Annotated in this window: 19 protein-coding genes and 1 pseudogene; 9 read left to right on the plus strand and 11 right to left on the minus strand. The window is 37.3% G+C overall.

What is annotated here, in order from left to right; all coding sequences use genetic code 11:
* Nucleotides 1-140: 140 nt before the first annotated feature.
* Nucleotides 141-1,373, minus strand: a complete 1,233-nt coding sequence (locus C8K15_RS17915) for an aminopeptidase (RefSeq protein WP_108587792.1) — start codon at nt 1,371-1,373, stop codon at nt 141-143.
* A gap of 234 nt (nt 1,374-1,607) precedes the next feature.
* On the opposite strand from C8K15_RS17915, the gene C8K15_RS17920 reads away from it, so the two are divergent.
* Together C8K15_RS17920 and C8K15_RS17925 are read left to right on the plus strand one after the other, a co-directional pair.
* The gene (locus tag C8K15_RS17920) at nt 1,608-2,198 is read left to right on the plus strand and encodes an acetylglutamate kinase (protein ID WP_108587793.1); all 591 of its coding nucleotides are present in this window, start codon (nt 1,608-1,610) and stop codon (nt 2,196-2,198) included.
* Nucleotides 2,199-2,310: 112 nt separating this feature from the next.
* Nucleotides 2,311-2,838, plus strand: a complete 528-nt coding sequence (locus tag C8K15_RS17925) for a hypothetical protein (RefSeq protein WP_108587794.1) — start codon at nt 2,311-2,313, stop codon at nt 2,836-2,838.
* Between the two features lie 51 nt (nt 2,839-2,889).
* On the opposite strand, the gene C8K15_RS17930 is transcribed toward C8K15_RS17925, so the two are convergent.
* A complete protein-coding gene (locus C8K15_RS17930) occupies nt 2,890-3,111 on the minus strand; it encodes a DUF1128 domain-containing protein (protein WP_108587795.1) in 222 nt (73 codons plus the stop codon).
* A gap of 143 nt (nt 3,112-3,254) precedes the next feature.
* On the opposite strand from C8K15_RS17930, the gene C8K15_RS17935 reads away from it, so the two are divergent.
* Entirely contained in the window at nt 3,255-3,677 is a 423-nt protein-coding gene (locus C8K15_RS17935) for a YtxH domain-containing protein (RefSeq protein ID WP_108587796.1), read from the plus strand.
* A 4-nt stretch (nt 3,678-3,681) separates the two neighbouring features.
* Nucleotides 3,682-4,662, plus strand: a complete 981-nt coding sequence (locus tag C8K15_RS17940) for a YihY/virulence factor BrkB family protein (protein WP_108587797.1) — start codon at nt 3,682-3,684, stop codon at nt 4,660-4,662.
* Nucleotides 4,663-4,675: 13 nt separating this feature from the next.
* On the opposite strand, the gene C8K15_RS17945 is transcribed toward C8K15_RS17940, so the two are convergent.
* The 4 genes and pseudogenes from C8K15_RS17945 to C8K15_RS17960 form a co-directional block, all read right to left on the minus strand.
* The gene (locus tag C8K15_RS17945) at nt 4,676-6,586 is read right to left on the minus strand and encodes a heavy metal translocating P-type ATPase (protein ID WP_108587798.1); all 1,911 of its coding nucleotides are present in this window, start codon (nt 6,584-6,586) and stop codon (nt 4,676-4,678) included.
* 144 nt (nt 6,587-6,730) lie between these two features.
* Entirely contained in the window at nt 6,731-8,272 is a 1,542-nt protein-coding gene (locus C8K15_RS17950; protein WP_108587799.1) for a fumarate hydratase, read from the minus strand.
* 335 nt (nt 8,273-8,607) lie between these two features.
* Nucleotides 8,608-8,790, minus strand: coding sequence for an SE1561 family protein (locus tag C8K15_RS17955; RefSeq protein WP_108587800.1), 183 nt, complete (start codon nt 8,788-8,790; stop codon nt 8,608-8,610).
* 329 nt (nt 8,791-9,119) lie between these two features.
* Nucleotides 9,120-9,504, minus strand: a pseudogene (locus C8K15_RS17960) (OsmC family protein).
* 83 nt (nt 9,505-9,587) lie between these two features.
* Here C8K15_RS17960 and C8K15_RS17965 point away from each other — a divergent pair.
* The gene (locus C8K15_RS17965; protein ID WP_108587801.1) at nt 9,588-10,766 is read left to right on the plus strand and encodes an MFS transporter; all 1,179 of its coding nucleotides are present in this window, start codon (nt 9,588-9,590) and stop codon (nt 10,764-10,766) included.
* A gap of 50 nt (nt 10,767-10,816) precedes the next feature.
* Here the strand turns inward: C8K15_RS17965 and ypfJ are convergent, their stop codons facing one another.
* The 4 genes from ypfJ to C8K15_RS17985 form a co-directional block, all read right to left on the minus strand.
* The gene (gene ypfJ, locus C8K15_RS17970) at nt 10,817-11,671 is read right to left on the minus strand and encodes a KPN_02809 family neutral zinc metallopeptidase (RefSeq protein WP_108587802.1); all 855 of its coding nucleotides are present in this window, start codon (nt 11,669-11,671) and stop codon (nt 10,817-10,819) included.
* Nucleotides 11,672-11,819: 148 nt separating this feature from the next.
* Complete coding sequence (gene rlmD / locus C8K15_RS17975; protein ID WP_108587803.1) at nt 11,820-13,199, minus strand: 23S rRNA (uracil(1939)-C(5))-methyltransferase RlmD; 1,380 nt, start codon at nt 13,197-13,199, stop codon at nt 11,820-11,822.
* Between the two features lie 51 nt (nt 13,200-13,250).
* The gene (locus C8K15_RS17980; protein WP_108587804.1) at nt 13,251-14,054 is read right to left on the minus strand and encodes a polysaccharide deacetylase family protein; all 804 of its coding nucleotides are present in this window, start codon (nt 14,052-14,054) and stop codon (nt 13,251-13,253) included.
* Between the two features lie 47 nt (nt 14,055-14,101).
* Nucleotides 14,102-15,001: a TIGR01777 family oxidoreductase gene (locus C8K15_RS17985; protein WP_108587805.1), complete on the minus strand. Its 900-nt coding sequence runs from the start codon at nt 14,999-15,001 to the stop codon at nt 14,102-14,104.
* 122 nt (nt 15,002-15,123) lie between these two features.
* On the opposite strand from C8K15_RS17985, the gene recX reads away from it, so the two are divergent.
* From recX to C8K15_RS18000, 3 genes are read left to right on the plus strand one after another with little or no spacing between them, the layout of a single operon-like run.
* Nucleotides 15,124-15,936, plus strand: coding sequence for a recombination regulator RecX (recX, locus tag C8K15_RS17990; protein ID WP_108587806.1), 813 nt, complete (start codon nt 15,124-15,126; stop codon nt 15,934-15,936).
* Nucleotides 15,926-16,258 carry a YfhH family protein gene (locus C8K15_RS17995; protein WP_108587807.1) on the plus strand — a complete coding sequence of 111 codons (333 nt, stop codon included), beginning with the start codon at nt 15,926-15,928 and terminating at the stop codon, nt 16,256-16,258. Before recX ends, C8K15_RS17995 begins: the two co-directional genes overlap by 11 nt.
* 13 nt (nt 16,259-16,271) lie before the next feature.
* On the plus strand, nt 16,272-16,541 hold the full coding sequence (locus C8K15_RS18000) for a YfhJ family protein (RefSeq protein WP_108587827.1): 270 nt from the start codon (nt 16,272-16,274) through the stop codon (nt 16,539-16,541).
* A gap of 241 nt (nt 16,542-16,782) precedes the next feature.
* Here the strand turns inward: C8K15_RS18000 and C8K15_RS18005 are convergent, their stop codons facing one another.
* Nucleotides 16,783-17,763 carry a metal-dependent hydrolase gene (locus C8K15_RS18005; RefSeq protein ID WP_108587808.1) on the minus strand — a complete coding sequence of 327 codons (981 nt, stop codon included), beginning with the start codon at nt 17,761-17,763 and terminating at the stop codon, nt 16,783-16,785.
* 159 nt (nt 17,764-17,922) lie between these two features.
* Between C8K15_RS18005 and mutY the strand changes: the two genes are divergently transcribed.
* Entirely contained in the window at nt 17,923-18,984 is a 1,062-nt protein-coding gene (gene mutY / locus C8K15_RS18010) for an A/G-specific adenine glycosylase (RefSeq protein WP_108587809.1), read from the plus strand.
* Nucleotide 18,985 lies beyond the last annotated feature (1 nt).

Below are 18,985 nucleotides of genomic sequence, written 5' to 3' on the forward strand. Positions count from 1 at the left end.
TACTATTCTCAATAATTGATTCAAATCCAATAAAAATTAAAAAAGGGGTTCGGAATGAGACCATTCCGAACCCCTTTTGTCTACAATCTGAAGCAGCCTTCCTAGGAAGGCTGCTTTTTGAATTAATATATTTTGCCTAATTAAAACGCCCAGTTTCCACTACGGAAGATAGGTTCTTTAGATCCATCTTCTAAAATCCCGTCGATGTCCATTTGATCTGATCCAATCATGAAGTCAACATGTGTAATACTTTCATTTAAGCCGTTTTCTTTTAACTCTTCTTGTGACATTTTTTTCCCGCCTTCTAAACAGAATGCATAGGCGCTACCGATTGCTAAATGATTCGACGCGTTTTCATCATATAAAGTGTTATAGAATAGTAATCCTGACTCTGAAATAGGGGAATGATGAGGAACTAAAGCAACTTCTCCTAAATACTTCGCGCCTTCATCTGTATCTACTAATTGTTGTAATACTTCTTGTCCTTCAGCCGCTTCTACTTTTACGATACGTCCTTTTTCAAAAGTGATTTTGAAATTGTCTATGATGTTCCCTCCATAGCTTAATGGTTTTGTACTAGAAACAACTCCATCTACACCCGTTTTCAAAGGAACTGTAAATACTTCTTCAGTAGGCATGTTTGCCATGAATGTTTCGCCTTTTTCATTAACACTTCCAGCTCCACACCATAAGTGACCTTTAGGAAGTTCAATTGTAAGATCCGTTCCAGGAGCAGTGTAATGCAATTTGAGATAGTTCTTTTCGTTTAAGTAATCCACTTTTTCATGTAGTGTGTCATCGTGTTTCGACCAAGCCTCGATAGGAGACTCGACATCCGCACGAACCGCTTTAAAGATTGCATCCCATAATGCAGATATTTGTTGATCTTCAGCTAGCTCAGGGAATACTTTAGCTGCCCATGATTTAGATGGTGCAGCAATAACAGTCCAGCTAATTTTGTCAGACTGAACATATTGACGATATTTTGATAAGGCTGTTCCAGCCGCTTTTTGGAATGCCGCAATGCGAGAAGAATCAATGCCTTTTAATAAATCTGGGCTTGAAGACACTACGCTCATAAATGCTGCACCTTGTTCAGCTAGTTGTTCACGTTCTTGTATTTTCCAAGCTGGATATTCTGTGAATGATTCACTTGGAGCAAGCTCAAAACGTGTACGTGTAATCACGTCGTCTGTCCAGTCAACATATACTTGTTTTGCACCAACTTCATAAGCCGTTTTTGTTAATAAACGAACGAACTCAGGATTATCAATTGAAGCCGTAATATATAAACTTTGTCCCTTTTGAATATTTACTCCCACTTTAACAGCTAACTCAGCATATTTAGTTAAATTTTCATTAAAAGATGTCATTAGGTTATCTCCTTTTTTATACAAGCTAATTCTATAGTAGCAATATTCTAAGGAGTAAATCAATTGCAAAGTTCGAGTAACGAAAGAATATAACAATATTTAATGAAAATAAAATTATTCAACGGACAGTCAATGTGATAACGCTTCCAATACTTGAGTTGGATTTTGATTAATTTAGGTACCACAATTGAGCATCCAGAATAATATATATAGATTACGAATTGGAGGTATGTAATGTATTACGTTTATCCAACAGGAATTTACTACACGCCTTGTATTAGTCGCGCTGAACTTGAGTTACGAAATACGATGCGGTTACTTTGGGAACAACATGTCTACTGGACAAGAATTGTTATTACGAGTTTGATTAATGATTCAGCAGATTTAGATGCAGTATTAACACGATTATTAAGAAATGCTCCTGATATGGGGAACGCACTTAAACCTTTCTATGGTGAACAATTAGGAGACCAATATAGCGCTTTGATTAAAGACCATTTAGTCATCGCTGCAGATTTGGTAAAGGCGGCTAAAGCCGGAGACATGCAAAGTTTTGAGTCTATCGATAAAAAATGGCATGCCAATGCAGATGACATTGTTAACTTTTTAAGTTCTATCAACCCTTATATCTCACAGCAAGATATGAGAGAGATGTTTTACGAACACTTGGACTTAACCAAAAAAGAAACGGTGTTCTTGCTTCAAAAAGACTATCCATCATCAATAAATACGTTTGATGAAATTGAAAGGCAGGCTTTGGAGATGGCAGACGAAATTTCGTTAGCAATTATTAAACAGTACCCTCAAATCCAATACCAGATGTAATTAATGAACACCGTTGAGAACTCTCAACGGTGTTTTGTAGCACATTGGCAGGTTTATGGCTTAATCCTTACGTGTATTTACATAAGAGAATATAAAGATGGGAGGGATGACAATGATTGATGTAATGAAAATGTTTAAAGCACGTTTATGGATGAAACGTAATGTCCTTTTTTTATATTCCTGGCATGCATATGTAGGGTATGAACTAGATTTATTTAAAGCCTTTGAGCGCGGGGTAAAAGTTGCAGACGTTGCAGATGCTTATCAGATAGATGAAATTCTGCTTAATCAATGGACTAATGTTGGAGTATCGATTGGTCACTTAAAACCAATGAGCCGTAAGCGATATAAAACTGAAGCTATGTGGAAGCTACCACGACCTAAAGCAGAATCATCTTCAGGTGTTATATTGAAAGAAATGATGGAATTACATATACCTAGTTTACTTACGTATCCAGACATGATGCGTAACAGGAACTGCAATCATTTTGACTCAGAAAAACATGCAGACACAGTTGCACAAACAAGTCATGAAAATTTACATCCATTACCTCACAAGGGGCAAATGGAACAATGGGGCGATGATGCAAATTTTGAGTTTTTAGGTATACAGAAAATCATTCAAGAGGGAAGTTGGTAAGTGGTTCAATATTAAAAAATCCTTTAGCATGAGCTAAAGGATTTTTCCTGCTTATTTACGTAATGATCCCAGTTCAGAAGCGATGGCTTGCATTTCACTTGGACTAAAAGTAGAACGTTTTTTAACCATAGAGTACAAATCGTACAATTCTTCATATTGAGAGTCATCAAAATTATCGGATTTCATAGCGTCTACATTGACCATACGAAGTTTTTCCTTTATTTGGTCAATCATGTATTCTACATTTTCTTGAGATGGTTGAGTTAAGTTCATTTGCGATTCCTGCCTTTCAAACATTATGGTTAATCATTTCATGGTACAGAAAAATTGTCAAATTAAAGTAAGGAATTGTTTTAATATGCGCAGAGAAGGGTATATTAAAGCACATTGAAATTTAATCTTGGGAGGTTTTATTAATGAGTGAAAGTAAATTTGTCAAAGGTATGCTAGTTGGAGCAATTGCAGGTGCAGGAATAAGTTTGTTTGATCGTGCAACACGTGAAGATGTTAAATTTAGATTGAAAACAGTATCTTATGATGTTAGGTATTATTCGAAAAATCGTGAAGACTTAAAACTGAAATTACAAGAAAAAGCAGATAAGCTTCAAACTGTATATAATCAATTTACACAAGATGCACAATATATTACTGACAAAGTTGAAGAAATAAAAGAATTGACTCCACAAGTGAAGACACTTGTAACAGATACTAAAGATGCATTTGTCCACTCTAAAGAAGAATATAAATCCATTGTAAAAAATGAAGAAGATGATTTCGAAATGCCATTGCTACCTGAGCATGTGTATGATGAGAAAAAATTCACTCAAGAAAGGGAATGATTAAATGGCGATCGAAGACAAACCTATTCAACCGAGAGGCAGCCAAAAATCCCGCTCTTCATCTAATTTCTTAAGTAAATTAAAATTAATGCAATTTAAAAAAAAGAAACGTAAAGGTCCTGATTATCCTTTTGATGTAACATCATCAAAAGGATTCTTTCAAGAATTATTAGCACGTATTCAATATGTCGATGTGACGGCTTTAGGTGCACAACTTGCCTTCTTTTTCTTATTAGCACTTTTTCCATTGTTGATTTTTATGGTGACACTATTACCCTATTTAAATTTACAAGAAGACCAGCTTTTTAATATTTTACGTACATATGCACCTGTTGAAGTTTATACACTTATCGAAGGTACATTAGATGAAGTTCTTAACGATCGAAATGGCGGTTTATTATCAATTGGGATATTCGCCACCATATGGTCTGCATCAAACGGCATGAATGCCCTGACTAAGTCACTTAATCGTTCTTATAGCCTTGAAGAAACCAGACCTTACTTTATAGCGAGAGGTATTTCAGTCATTTTCACTCTATTACTTATTACATTATTCGTCATAGCTTTAGTATTGCCTGTATTTGGCGAACAAATTGGCACATTCTTGTTCTCGTACTTTGGATACGAGCAAGGCTTCTTGAATGTTTGGAATAGTATTAGATGGACAATACCACCAGTTATGATTTTTGTAGTATTTATGCTGTTATATTGGATTGCGCCAAACCGTAAATTATACTTGAAAAGTGTGATTCCAGGAGCAATATTTGCTACATTAGGATGGATTCTAGTATCACTAGGATTTTCGTTATATGTTAGTAGTTTTGCTAATTACTCTGCAACTTATGGAAGTATAGGTGGAATTATCGTCCTAATGATGTGGTTATATTTCTCGGGAATCATTTTAATGGTCGGTGGGCAAATTAATGCCGTAATGCAAGAGCGTAAAGAAAAATCAGCAATGAAAAAAGCAGGAGCTGTCATATAGAAGCTCCTGCTTTTTATTTGATATTAAGTAAACGTAAACCGTTTAGTATGACAAGAATCGTGCTGCCTTCATGGCCGATGACACCAAGGGGCAAATTGATAATTTGAAAGAAATTGCTAATAATTAAAAGAACAATTATCGATATTGAGAAAAAGACATTTTGTTTTACAATACGATTCATTTTTCGAGACAAATCGATCGCGTACGTTATGCGTGATAGATCATCTTTCATTAGTGCTACATCTGCTGTCTCTAGTGCAACGTCGGTACCTTGACCCATTGCGATACCAAGAGTGGCTGTAGCTAAAGCTGGTGCATCATTAATGCCATCACCAACCATTCCGACGTTTCCATATTTAGCGAGAAGTTCTTTCATCTGTGTGACCTTTGTTTCTGGTAAACATTCCGCGATATAGTCATCAACTCCAGCTTCTTCTGCAATGACTTTTGCCGTCCGTTCATTATCACCCGTCAACATAATTGTATAAATACCAGCTTTTCGCAATAACGAAATAGCTTCTTTTGATTCAGGTCGAACAGTATCCTTAAGCGCAACCACTGCGATGATTCCGTCTTGGTCTGCAGTGAATATGACCGTTTTTCCTTGTTCTTCTAAACGAAGGGCTACATCATTTTGAAACAACTTAGCCTCATTAGATCCCACAAATGTTCTCTTACCAACTTTCCACTCTTTCGAATCAATATTCGCTTTGATTCCCCAACCTGGTACATCTTCCATTATTGATATAGGAAAGGTAGTAACACCCTTCGTGACAGCAAATGATGTTATGGCTTTAGCGAGAGGGTGTGTGGATTGAGATTCTATGCTCGCTAAAGTTGTTAATACAGACTGTTCATCTAATCCAGCCCGAACGATGAAATCTGTAACTATAGGTTTTCCTTGTGTGAGAGTCCCAGTTTTATCAAGGGCTATTGCTTTCAAATTACCAATATTCTCTAAGTGAACCCCACCTTTAAATAACAAGCCATTTTTTGCTCCGTTTGATATGGCTGCAAGCGTCGCAGGCATAATGGAAGCAACTAGTGCACATGGTGATGCAACAACAAGTAAAACCATCGCACGATAGAATGTTGTAGTCCAATCCCAACCAAATATAAAGTGGGGGAGGAACAACATTAATCCAACAGTAATTAGAACAATTTTTACATATTTACCTTCAAACCGCTCAATAAATTGTTGGGTTGGTGATTTTTCGCTTTGAGCAGATTGAACAAGTTTAATGATTTTTTGTACTAACGATTCACTGCTTGTTTTCTTCATTTCAATTGTTAAAACGCCATTTAAATTTACAGTTCCCGCAAATAACTCATCTCCTGTGTGTTTATAAACGGGAATTGATTCACCACTAATAGCAGCTTCATCAACAGAAGTACTCCCAGTGATAATCAGTCCATCAACTGGTATGCGATCGCCGGGTTTGACAAGTAACCGATTTCCTACCTGTAGATTTTTAACATGGACGCGACTAGATTGGCCGTTTGCATCTAATAGCCACGCCTCTTCAGGCTGTAGATTCATCAAACTAGATAATTCCTTTTTACTTTTGTTCATCGTGTAAGTTTCAAGGGCACCACTCAAAGAAAAAATAAAGATAAGTATAGCGCCTTCAGTCCAATAACCAATAATTGATGAACCGATTGCCGCAATAATCATTAGTAATTCTACGTTTAGCTCTTTCCGCTGAATAGTATGCAAAATTCCTTCTTTTGCTTGCGCATATCCTCCAATTAAAAAGGCAAGTAAATATAAAGCTATGGATAATGAATTTTCATCACTTCTACCTACATACCAAGCAAAAATTATTAACACCCCAGAAAAAACGGCTGCCATTAACTCGCGATGCGGATTTAAGCGGCTAAGAATCGTTGAAGAATCATATTGTTTAATTGCTTCCATGTTCATTCCTCCTGATAATGATAGTCAATATCACAACCCTATTAATGTGCGAAAAGCTGGCACTCCCACAGGGAATACCAGCATTTCGATAATTATTATTAGTTTAGAATTATTATAACATAGAAGATTTATAGAATGCAATCGAGTTAATTATTTAAAGACACGATCACTGTATTGTGCTAATTTCTCAAGAGAAGATTTATCCACATCTGCATGTAAACTATTGCCGTGTGAATCCATTGTAACTACCGCTGTGAAGTCTTCAACACGTAAATGCCACATAGCTTCAGGAATACCGAACTGCATCAAATCTACGCCTTCTACGCCTTTAATACAATCCGCATAGTATTGAGCAGCTCCACCGATAGCATTTAAGTAGACGCCACCATGTTCGTTAAGCGCAGCAAGTGTTTTTGGTCCCATGCCACCTTTACCCATAACAGCTCGAATACCAAATTTTTTCATAATGTCGCCTTGATACGGCTCTTCTCGAATTGACGTGGTAGGGCCAGCAGCCTTAATGTGATAATTACCTTCTTCGTCTTTTGACACAACAGGGCCACAGTGATAAATAATTTGACCATTTAAGTCTAGTGGTGCATCGTGATCAGACAGATATTTATGAATTGCATCACGACCTGTGTACATCATGCCACTGATTTTAACAACATCGCCAACTTGTAATTTGCGAATTTCTTCTTCACTAATTGGCGCACGAAGTTCAACAATTCGAGAAGCTGCTTCATCAGGTGATTTGTCGGCATCATCATCTTTGAACTCTACTTTTTCACCATCTTGATATTGCCAATCGTCAATTTCGCCTGTCGTCGGGTTAATATTAATTGCTAAACGACGGTAAGCCCAACAGTTATAAGCAACTGATACAAAGAAACTCGCTGGAATTCGGTGCATGACACCAATCTTGCAACCTAGTAAAGTAGCTTCTCCACCAAAACCCATTGTGCCAATTCCAAGTGTATTTGCTTTCTCAACAATATATTCTTCAAGTTCAGAAAGTTGTGCATGTGGATTTACATCATCAACTGATCGGAATAATTGTTCTTTAGCTAAATCATATCCAGAGGCACGATCGCCACCAATTCCTACACCAATGAATCCGGCTGAGCAACCTTGTCCTTGTGCTTGATAAACAGAATGAAGAATACATTTACGAATGCCATCTAAGTCACGTCCAGCACGACCGATTCCTTCCAGCTCAGCAGGCAGGCTATATTGAATGTTTTTGTTTTCACAACCGCCGCCTTTAAGAATGAGCTTCATTTCTATGTAATCCTTTTCCCATTGTTCAAACTTTACAACTGGAACACCTTCACCTAAGTTGTCGCCACTGTTTTCGCCAGTTAACGAATCAACAGCATTTGGTCGCAATTTAGAGTCTTTCGTAGCCGTAACAATTGCACGTCTGATTGCCGCTTTAATTTCTAATTGATTAACACCAATTGGAGTTTTTATTTTAAATGTAGGCATACCTGTATCTTGACAGATGGGTGAAACATTATCGTCAGCCATTTGAATATTTGTTGCAATAGTATCTAAACTCATCGCTGCACGAGTTCCAGCATTTTCAGCCGCTTTTGCTTTACTGACTGCACGACGTACATCTTTCGGCAAATTCGTAGATGTTTCAGTAATTAAATCATATATGCTTTTTTCCAATGTTTCTAAATACATGTGAGTTAAACCCCTTTTCATTAATAATTCCACTCATCATTATACTCCTTTCAAGAAGCGAAAAAAAGGAATGAAATAAAGCGGTGGAGCGGGGAAGTAAACATGCCTTGTGTATTTCTCAGCGGAATCATGTACGTTTGGAGATGAATGGTCGGAAAACTAATTTGAGTGGGCGGAAAACATATGTGAGTGGTCGGAAATCTCATTTGAGTGGGTGAAAACAGTCTGTGAGTGGTCGGAAATCTCATTTGAATAGTCCACAAACTCGTACCGAATGGTCACAAACCACCTACATAGAAAAAGAGAGCGCCAGGAGGCACTCTCTAAATCATAACTTATTTAGACTTTTTAAATTGTTCCATTTTAAGTTCTAAATCATCCATCATCGCGATTAAGCGATCAATATCTTCAAGTTTAGTCGTTTCTGGTTCAATTGAATCTAATACTTCTAAGAAAATGTGAAGACGTTCTTTTAAGTATGTAACTTGTTGGTCATTGTCCGATATAGACTTGCCCATGTGAGACACCTCGCTTTACCAATCCATCGTAGCCCATTTTCCATCATTTTTCAACTTTGAGTAGGACTTTAGAAATATTTTAATATTATTTGTATTTTGAATATTTACAAAAATCAATTAACGTGTTAAAGTAAACTTACTTCAACAGGAGAGGGGAGGCCGTAGTGAATAGTCGAAACCAATCAACCATTTAGAAGGAGGGGGTTCGAATATTTCACCGGCAAAACAGCCGTGAATCGATATATGGATACTCAATTAGATATTAGTGATATTTAGAAGGCTCAGCCAATTATCTGTTCGCAGATCATCGACTGAGCCTTTGACATTGTCTAAAGAATTTCAAAAGTTTCTATGACTTCCATCGATTGATCAACAGAACGAACCATTGAACAATTTTTCTTCGTAAGAGTCATCGCCGCGTTCCATTTTAGTTGAATTGAGATTTGATCCTTTAAGTTTAAAATGGATATGAACTTTTTCAAGTCGACTCGCTTCCTCAGGATTTCGAATAACTTCTAACACATCGATTTCCATTTCCTCAACTGGCATACGCATTTTCTCGCAGACTTTTCGAAGGACACCTCCACTACAGCCAACTAGAGACGAAACCAGTAGTTGATAAGGTCTAAACCCTTTTGTTTCGTCACTCGAAATCGTTAACGTGCCAAAATCCAAAGCTGATTCAAAACCATTTTCAGTCATAATATATTTCAACGTTTGTCCCTCCTATATGGTAGAATTGTACCGAAACTTGGTTGAAATGAATATGATTTCAACTTGTCTGTAGGAGGACCACCATGAATCAATTTACAGCTGTAGAGAAAAGAAGATTTTGGATTTTAGTAGCTATTGTGTCCATCTCAGGTTTCTCACAAGGAATGTTGTTGCCACTTATTTCAATTATTTTCGAACAAGACGGGCTTTCTTCTTCATTGAATGGATTGAATGCAACGGGATTATATATCGGGACACTTCTTATATCACCGTTTATGGAACAGCCTCTACGTAGATTTGGTTATAAACCAATCATCATTGTCGGAGGTCTGTTGGTCTTTATTTCGTTATTATTATTCCCATTATGGAAAAGCGTTGTTTTTTGGTTCATTTTGCGATTATTTATTGGAATAGGGGACCACGCACTTCATTTTTCTACACAAACTTGGATTACAAGTTTTTCACCTAAAGAACGATTAGGGCGTAATATTGCCTTGTACGGCTTGTCTTTTGGGATTGGATTTGCAGCAGGTCCGTTGTTTTTGCCACTCGTATCCATCTATGAAGGACTACCCTTTATTGTTTCAGGGATTTTATGTTTAGCTGCATGGTCGTTGGTGTTTTTAATTGATAATGATTTTCCGGGACATATGCATGAGACATCGACGATGCGAGGGACGTGGGCACGTTTTGGTGCAACTATAGGGTTTGCGTGGGTAGCTTTTATTCCTCCGTTTAGTTACGGTTTTTTGGAGTCCAGTTTACATGCCATTTTCCCGGTTTATGCACTACGAAATGATTTCAATCTATCAATGGTGTCGATTATTTTAGCGGCATTTTCAACTGGAGGGATTTTGTCGCAGTTACCTTTAGGTGCCTTAAGTGATCGAATCGGAAGAAGAAAAGTCGTGCTTTTTGCACTATTTGGCGGAGCGTTTTCTTTTAGTTTTGCCGCGTTGCTAGAGCATAATATGTGGACACTTGTTTTTGCATTTCTTCTAGCAGGTTTGTTTGTCGGTTCAACGTTTTCACTTGGGATTTCGTATATGACAGATTTGACTCCTAAAGCATTATTGCCAACAGGAAATTTATTATGTGGAATTTTCTTCAGTATTGGAAGTTTAACAGGACCATTTATGGGCGGAGTCTTTTTACAATTTTTTGAGGGTTTTAGTTTTTTATGGCTCGTCTCGTTATTTTTGTTGTCGTTAAGTTTTTTGAGTTTAATTAAACCGAAAAAACAGGAAGTACATTCGATGTGAAAATCGGTTGTACTTCCTGTTTGAGTTTAGCTTTTTTGCAACCTGAGCGTTTACAAATCTTTAGCTTTGAATGTATCTCCACCTTCAATCGTTCCAGAATCATAGCCTTTTTTGAACCAGCGCATACGTTGTTCTGACGTACCATGTGTAAAGCTGTCTGGAACTACATAGCCTTGCGTTTTCTTTTGAATGTTGTCATCTCCGACAGCACTAGCAGCTGTTATGGCTTCTTCAACATCTCCTACTTCCAAATAACCTTGGCCCTCTGCATAATGTGCAAAGACGCCAGCATAGTAATCAGCCTGTAATTCAAGTCTGATTAAATATTTATTAAAATCTTCCTTACTCATTTGATCTCGGAGAGCCATGACTTCTTTGTTAGTACCTAGTAATGTCTGAACATGGTGTCCTACTTCATGTGCTATTACATAAGCCATAGCGAAGTCACCAGGTGCTTCAAATTTTTTATTCAGTTCATCATAGAAACTAAGATCGATGTAAAGCTTATAATCTCCAGGACAGTAGAACGGTCCTACTGCAGATCCAGCTGTTCCGCATGCTGATTGAACTTGATCTGTATACAAAACCATTGTCGGTTCTTGATAATCTGTTCCATTTTCTTTGAATAACTCAGTCCATACTTTTTCAGTATCCGCAAGCACTACCGAGACGAATTGAGAGAGCTCTTTTTCATCTTTTGATTCTTCATATGGAGTGGAGTTATTTGTATCAGTACCTTGAATATTATTCAGTAAATCGCCAGTATTTCCACCGCCCAGTAAAGTCACGATGATGACGATGACTAAGCCAATACCACCTCCGGCAATGCCTAAACCTCCAGCTCCAATACCTTTACCTCGACGATCTTCTACGTTTGTACTTTGTCCTCGACCCTTCCACTTCATGACAATTCCTCCAACCTACAAATACTTATTGTCGTTATTCCCTAGAAATAAAAATAATAATCCTATATTTAAAACAAAAAGAAAAAGCATGCTCAAATGAACATGCTCGAAAAACTTGATAGTGGAAAAGGGAATTAATGACTATATTTTAAAGCTTTTTTCGAACCAAAAGAGTGACACTTTCTATTTGTGCAGTTTGTGGGAACATATCAACTGGTTGAATATATTCAATGTCATACACTTTGCGCAACTCGCTCAAATCTTTCGCTAATGTCGACGGATTACATGATGTGTAGACAAAGCGTTTTGGACGGACATTTAATATGGTTTTTAACAAACTATCCGCTAATCCAGTTCGTGGAGGATCCACGGTTAATACATCCGGTACAAAACCTTCACGGCTCCATGTTGCAAGCCATTCTTCCGCCGTTCCTGTTTCATAAGTCGCATGTGTAAATCCGTGATTTGCTGCATTTTTCTTCGCATCATAAATGCTATCACCGACGATGTCCATGCCCCTAATTTCTTTTGCCTCATTAGCTAGCCACAGACCAATCGTACCAACACCACAATATGCATCCACAACTTTTTCTTGACCAGTTAAAGCCGCCGCAGATTTAATTTCGTTATATAAACGAACAGTTTGTGCAGGGTTTAATTGGAAAAAGGCACGTGCTGATAAATCAAAAGAAAGTTCACCTAATTCTTCATGTAATGTTTTTTTGCCATGAAGCACAATTGTACGCTCTCCAAATATTAAAGAAGTTTGCTTTGGATTAACATTTTGAACAATCGACACAACTGCTGGATCAATCGCAATCAATTTATCAATAAGTAGCTGGCGTTTTGGCAATTCAGCAAGCGTTGTAATAAGTACCAACTGGATCTCACCAGTTTGAATACCAGTTCTTACTACAATTGTTCGCACTAGACCATTGCGTGTTTCTTCATCATAGATTGGAATTTTCAGCTTTTCTAATATTCGTTTTACTGCATTAGTTATGCGTGTTGTGTTCGGGTGTTGGACGATACATTCATCAATGTTTAGTAGCTGATGTGTACCTTCTGCAAAAAGGCCTGCATGAACTTTGTCTTCAACTTTGCGTACTTGGAATTGGCTTTTATTTCTATATTGCCATGGGTTTTCCATGCCTATTGTAGGCCGAACATCAATGTTTGATGCGATATCTTTAACATAACGTTCAAGAGATTGCACAATCATATCGCGCTTTTCGATTAACTGTTGTTGATATGTCATATGTTGCAATTGGCATCCGCCGCACGCTTCATATACTGGGCAAGGTGCATCTTGTCGGTGAGGGGATGCTTTACGAATTTGAAGAATGTTTGCTTCTGCAAAGTTACTTTTGACGACTTGTACTTGAGCCGTTACTTCTTCTCCTGGTAATGCGCCTTTAACGAAGACCACATTGCGCTTAAAGTACCCAATGCCTTCTCCGTTAATTCCTAGGCGCTTAATTGTTAATGGGAATTTTTGACCTACTTCTATCATTGTTTGTTGTGACAAAATGTTCCACGTCCTTTACTACTGGTGATTACAGTATATAGGACAGACGAGTTAATGGAAAGACAACGGGAAATCGTTTGTACCATTAACTAATGAGTCTAAAGATGAAAATGTATATCCTTTTGCTTTGGCATCTCGAATAAAGTCAGGCAAAGCAGCTGCATTGTCAGGGGAGACTGTGTGCATCAAAATGATGGCACCTGGATGAATTTGATTCATTAAATGGTTGTAAGCATAGGCTTTGCCAAGTGTGCGATCTCTATGCCAATCAATAAACGCTACCGACCAAAACATATGACGATATCCAAGTTCATTCCCATAAGCAAGTAATTTTTCACTGAAAACACCTTCAGGGGGACGTACAAAACGCGTTTTATTAACACTTGTTTTTTCACCTAGTAACTGATCAAATTTTTCCCATTCATTTTTCATTTGAGCTTCGGATAAATTGGCCATATTCGGATGTCCATACGAATGATTTCCAATTTCATGGCCTTCCTTAATCATACGATTTACTAAATCTGTAGCACTTTCAACATAATGACCTGTGAGAAAAAAAGTTCCTGAAACTTTTTCTTTCTTTAAGGTATCTAGGATGGAAGCAGTGTAGCCATTTTCGTAGCCATTGTCGAACGTCAAGTATAAGATTTTTTCATCAGGAGAACCTTTATAAAGTGCGCCATATTTTTTTAAGAGCTCATCAAATGTACTGCCAGCTTGGGCTGGTTTTTCCTGAGCTCCTTTCTTAAATCCCCAGTTCAAGGATTCAGCTTCCACTTGAAACGGATTTAATAAAATGCCGACAGTTAAAATTACACATGAAACAACAATTCCTAATAAATGTTTTATCCACATAAAAACGCAACCTTTCTTTTACGATAGGTTGCGTTTTCTAGAAAATCTTATGCATATATATTTTTTAGTGCAGTAGGTAAATCAGGATAAGTAAATTTAAATCCATGTGTTAACAACTTGTCAGGCATTACTCGTTGACCTTCTAGCACTAATTGACTCTTGTCTCCAAGGACTAGTTTTAATGCGAAGGAAGGAACAGGAATCCAGTGTGGACGGTTTAATATATCTCCCAAAATCTTACCGAAATCATTCATTTGTTTCGAATCTGGTGAGGTAACATTAAATGGACCTTTAAAATTCTCATTTTCTATTGCATAGAGTAAAGCTTTCGCAACGTCTGATACGTGAACCCAGGATACCCATTGATTTCCTGAACCGACTTTTCCTCCAACCCCCATTTTATAGGGTAGAGACATTAAGGGAAGTGCACCTTCATCTTTACCAAGAATGATGCCAAAACGACCACAAGCTACTCGAGTTCCGTATTGCTCAGCTTGGGATGCTTTCTTCTCCCATTCCTCAACTGTTTTGGCAAGAAAATCCGAACCTCGTGAGGAAGACTTTTCTGTATAGGTTGCTTGTTCAGATGGAGGGTAGATGCCAATTGCACTTGCATTTACAAGAATAGTTGGTTTTTTTGATACTGCCTCGAAAATACGAAGGACTTCGTCTGTAGCTTTCATTCTGCTGTCATAAATTTTTTGTTTTTGTTCTTCAGTCCACCGCCCCTCATTAATGGACGCCCCAGCTAAATTAATCCAAGCATCCACTCCATTTAGCTGATCTTCAGGTTTATCACCGTCACCTAGCCATTTCACCATATGTACTAAATCATTAGATGGCTTAGAAGATCGCGTCAAAATATATACTTCATGTCCATTTTCGGTTAATAGATTGGTAATCTCTTTACCCACAAAACCGCTACCACCAGTGATTGCTACTTTCATTTTTGGTCCTCCTTCATCGTCTATGGTAATTGTATAATACCCGTTCTTAAGTAAGTGTACTCAAATGAATGTACCAACAATAATGTGTATACTTAATATGAAGAGAATATGAGGTGAGTTAAGTGGCAATTATCACGAAAATAACACGTCAAAAAAATAATCCTGAACGTTACAATATTTATATAGAGGAAAAATATGCGTTTGCAGTAGACGAATCACTGCTTGTAAAATACCAATTATCGAAGGACAAGGATCTCGAAGACTTTGAACGCGATGAAATTGTCTTTGACGATGAAGTTCGTAAAGCATTCAATAAAGCGCTTGATTTTTTAAGCTTTAGAATGCGTAGCGAACATGAAGTGAAAAAGAAATTGCTCGATGCAGAATACGGAGAAGCAGTTGTTTTAGAAGCCATTCAAAAGTTGTACCATCTTGGATTTTTAAATGATGAATCTTTTTCAAAGGCTTTGCTCGAGACACAAAAGAAGACAAGTCAAAAGGGACCACGTGCTATACAACAGGAATTAAAGAAAAAAGGAATCGAAAAATCGTTACAAGAGGAAGTGCTCAAAACGTATACTGAAGATGACCAAACTGAAGTTGCACAAGGATTGGCTGAAAAAATTGCCAATCAACAATCATCTAAAACCCCAAGACAAGTAAAACAAAAAATTCAAGATACCTTGTTGCGCAAAGGGTACTCATATGCGATTATAAGCAAAGTAATTGAAGGAATTGAATTTAATACTGATGAAGATGAGTGGGAAGACATGATTGCCGATCAAGGAGATAAAATTTGGCGGAAAGTTTCTGTTAAATTCACAGGTTATGATCGTAAAAATAGAGTTAAACAAGCCCTGTATCTAAAAGGGTTTCCATCTGAACAAATCGAAATGTTTATTGAAAAAAAGGAGTTAGAAGAAGATGGCGATTGAAAAAAAATATAGCCAAATGATTGAATCAGAGTTGCGTCAAGAAATTGCTGATTTGCTTGAAAAAGCAAGGAAAGCTAGTCAACTTGGATATGTAAATGAATATGCCGTGTTAGAGCGAAAAGCAATTATGGCTCAAGCCTATTTAGTGGATCCTTCACAGTTTGTCCCTGGTGAAGTATATCGAATAGAGGGAGACCCAGGCGTGTTTTTTCAAGTCGATTACTTAAAAGGTAGGTTTGCTTGGGGTTATCGTATGGGTGGAGATAAATTTGCTGAGGCATTACCTATCTCCATGTTGAAATCTTTAAAGGAGGGGAAATAAGATGGCCGAAAAAATAGAAGAACGAATTGAACAATTGGTGCAGGAACTTGCGGAGAAGAACGAAGCGTTGTCAGTCGCTAAAGCACGTGTTTGGGTTGAGTTATTATGGTCAGACTTTGAATCATCGTATGCAAAAGCAGGTTATGATTACAAAGGTGCCGAAGTAGCAGAAAAGGTAATTCGTCAATGGATTAATAGCTATGGCGATCGCATTCATGAGTTTGCTGGAAATAATCCAAAATATGCTCATTTACTAAAGACTGAGGACGATTCTTTACAATAGGCTCTGTTGAACTATAATGTTTTTTATCGTACATTTGCGCTAGCCGATCGTTCCGCATGAGCCAACAAGTATGAAAACTACGTACTTGTGGGTCTCAAGCTTCACGCTCGTGCGGCATGCTAGGCGAAAATGTACTCTTTCATTGGTTCTTCAATATCTACAGGATTCTTTAACATGCCATACAAATTAAAAAGTACACGACAAGTAGCGTCGTGTACTTTTTAATTTTAGAATGTCTTTTCTAATTGGGTATGAAGTCTAATTTTTTATGAAGCTTGTCCTCACTGAAAATCCAACCAGTATAAGAATTAAGAATTTCCAAATCTTCATTTAAATGAGCAACTGCAACAAATGGATAATAATCGTTACTGCGGTAGCGTAAATCAATTAAACGAACTTCGTATACATGCTCATGTTCTGTAATTTCCCATCGATAAATCGGAGAAAATGATATAAAAGCTTGTAAATTTTTATCTTTTAACGCAGCTTTTACAAGTGGTGAATCAGGAATTTCTTTACGTTCAAATCGATCATAAATATTAATCGAACGTCCATATGCTTTCCCTACATAATGATGGGTTTGTGAAATAGCTGCAATTCGCCACTGGAAAAATCGAATAGTTGGTGCAATAATGATTTCTTCAGCACTTGGAATGGTATTCCTAACCGCATGTCTAACAGCATGTTGGACAGCAAATCTGAGTAAATAATAGAAGAAAATTATTCCATACATTAATAGTACGGTGAAAACCGAATTTGCACCAAACGCCCAGAAAAGCAAAGCAACTATGTGTAATCCGAAAATAATTGGATCAAAAGTGTTTATCACACCTAGCGCAACCCATTTTGATGAAAAAGGTCGCAGAGCTTGTGTTCCATAAGAATTAAAAATGTCGACAAATACGTGTAAAAATACAGCTAAGAAAGTCCATAACCACAGATGCAGTAAATCTGCTGCTGGTACGAATAAGTGAATAGCGCCTGCAATCGCTAGTGGCCATAACAGTACAGCAGGAATGGAATGGGTAATGCCACGATGGTGGCGGATATAAACTGCATTATTTCGTAATTTTAATACTGTATCAACATCTGGAGCTTGTGAGCCTATAATGGTTCCTGCTATAACGGCGGTTGCAGTCACTGAATGGTTTGCAACCACCGGATCAATCATTGCAAGTCCGCCTAAAGCAATCCCCATTACTATATGAGTACCTGTATCCAACTTTTTCAACTCCTTCGACGGAGAATGTCCGAATAATTTTGTTCATCATAAGGTAATTTTGTTAAAATAACAACGGACTAGACTTCTTAGTTTGATTACTAGCTATAATTTGGTATACCCGAAATGCATAGCAAGTAATCAACAGAATGTAGGTGTATAATGAGTGAATTTAATAAAATCACATTTCGAAAATCCTTAATTGAATGGTACAAGGAAGAAAAGCGTAATCTACCTTGGAGGGAAACCTCTGATCCCTATAAAATTTGGGTATCTGAAATCATGCTACAACAAACGAGAGTAGATACAGTCATCCCTTATTATAATCGCTTTATTGAAGCTTTCCCTACGATGGAAGAATTAGCGAATGCTGATGAAGAAAAACTCTTGAAGCAATGGGAAGGATTGGGCTACTATTCACGTGCAAGAAATCTGCAAGCAGGTGTAAGAGAAGTTGTTGAAACTTACAACAGTGTAGTCCCTGAGACTAGGGATGAAATTTCTACATTAAAAGGTGTAGGACCATATACAGCTGGAGCTATTTTAAGTATTGCTTACGGCAGACCTGAACATGCAGTTGATGGCAATGTAATGCGTGTATTATCACGTGTACTTCTTATAAAAGAAGATATAGCTAAACCAAAAACAAGAAAAATTTTTGAACAAGCCGTTTCTGAAATCATTGATACCCAAGACCCCTCGTCTTTCAATCAAGGCTTAATGGAGTTAGGTGCTATTATATGTACACCGACATCTCCTAAATGTTTGTTATGTCCAGTACGTGAAAATTGTTCAGCTTTTTACGCAGGAGAACAAAATGATCTACCAATAAAAACAAAAAATAAAAAGACTAAAGCTTTGCACTATGATGTCTATGTTACCCAAAATGACAAAAAACAATTTCTTATGGAAAAAAGACCTGAAATAGGCCTATTAGCAAATATGTATCAGTTCCCAATGATTGAACATGCATTAAACGAAATGGATACCATACCTGTATTGCAAGACCGTTATGGTATTTCATTTTCAAAAGAAATTGATTTAGGCCCTTTCAAACATGTCTTTTCTCATTTAACATGGGAAATGAATTGTTTTGTTGGACATGCAATTGAAGAAAGTCTATTAGATACATGCAGGTGGTTAACAATAGAAGAAATAAAAGAAGTACCGATGCCAGTGCCGATGTTGAAAATATGGCAGGCATATATTGAGAGGGGAAATTAAT

Origin of the sequence: Paenisporosarcina sp. OV554 (assembly GCF_003058165.1) — a bacterium.
In the GTDB taxonomy this organism is placed as follows: Bacteria; Bacillota; Bacilli; order Bacillales_A; family Planococcaceae; genus Paenisporosarcina.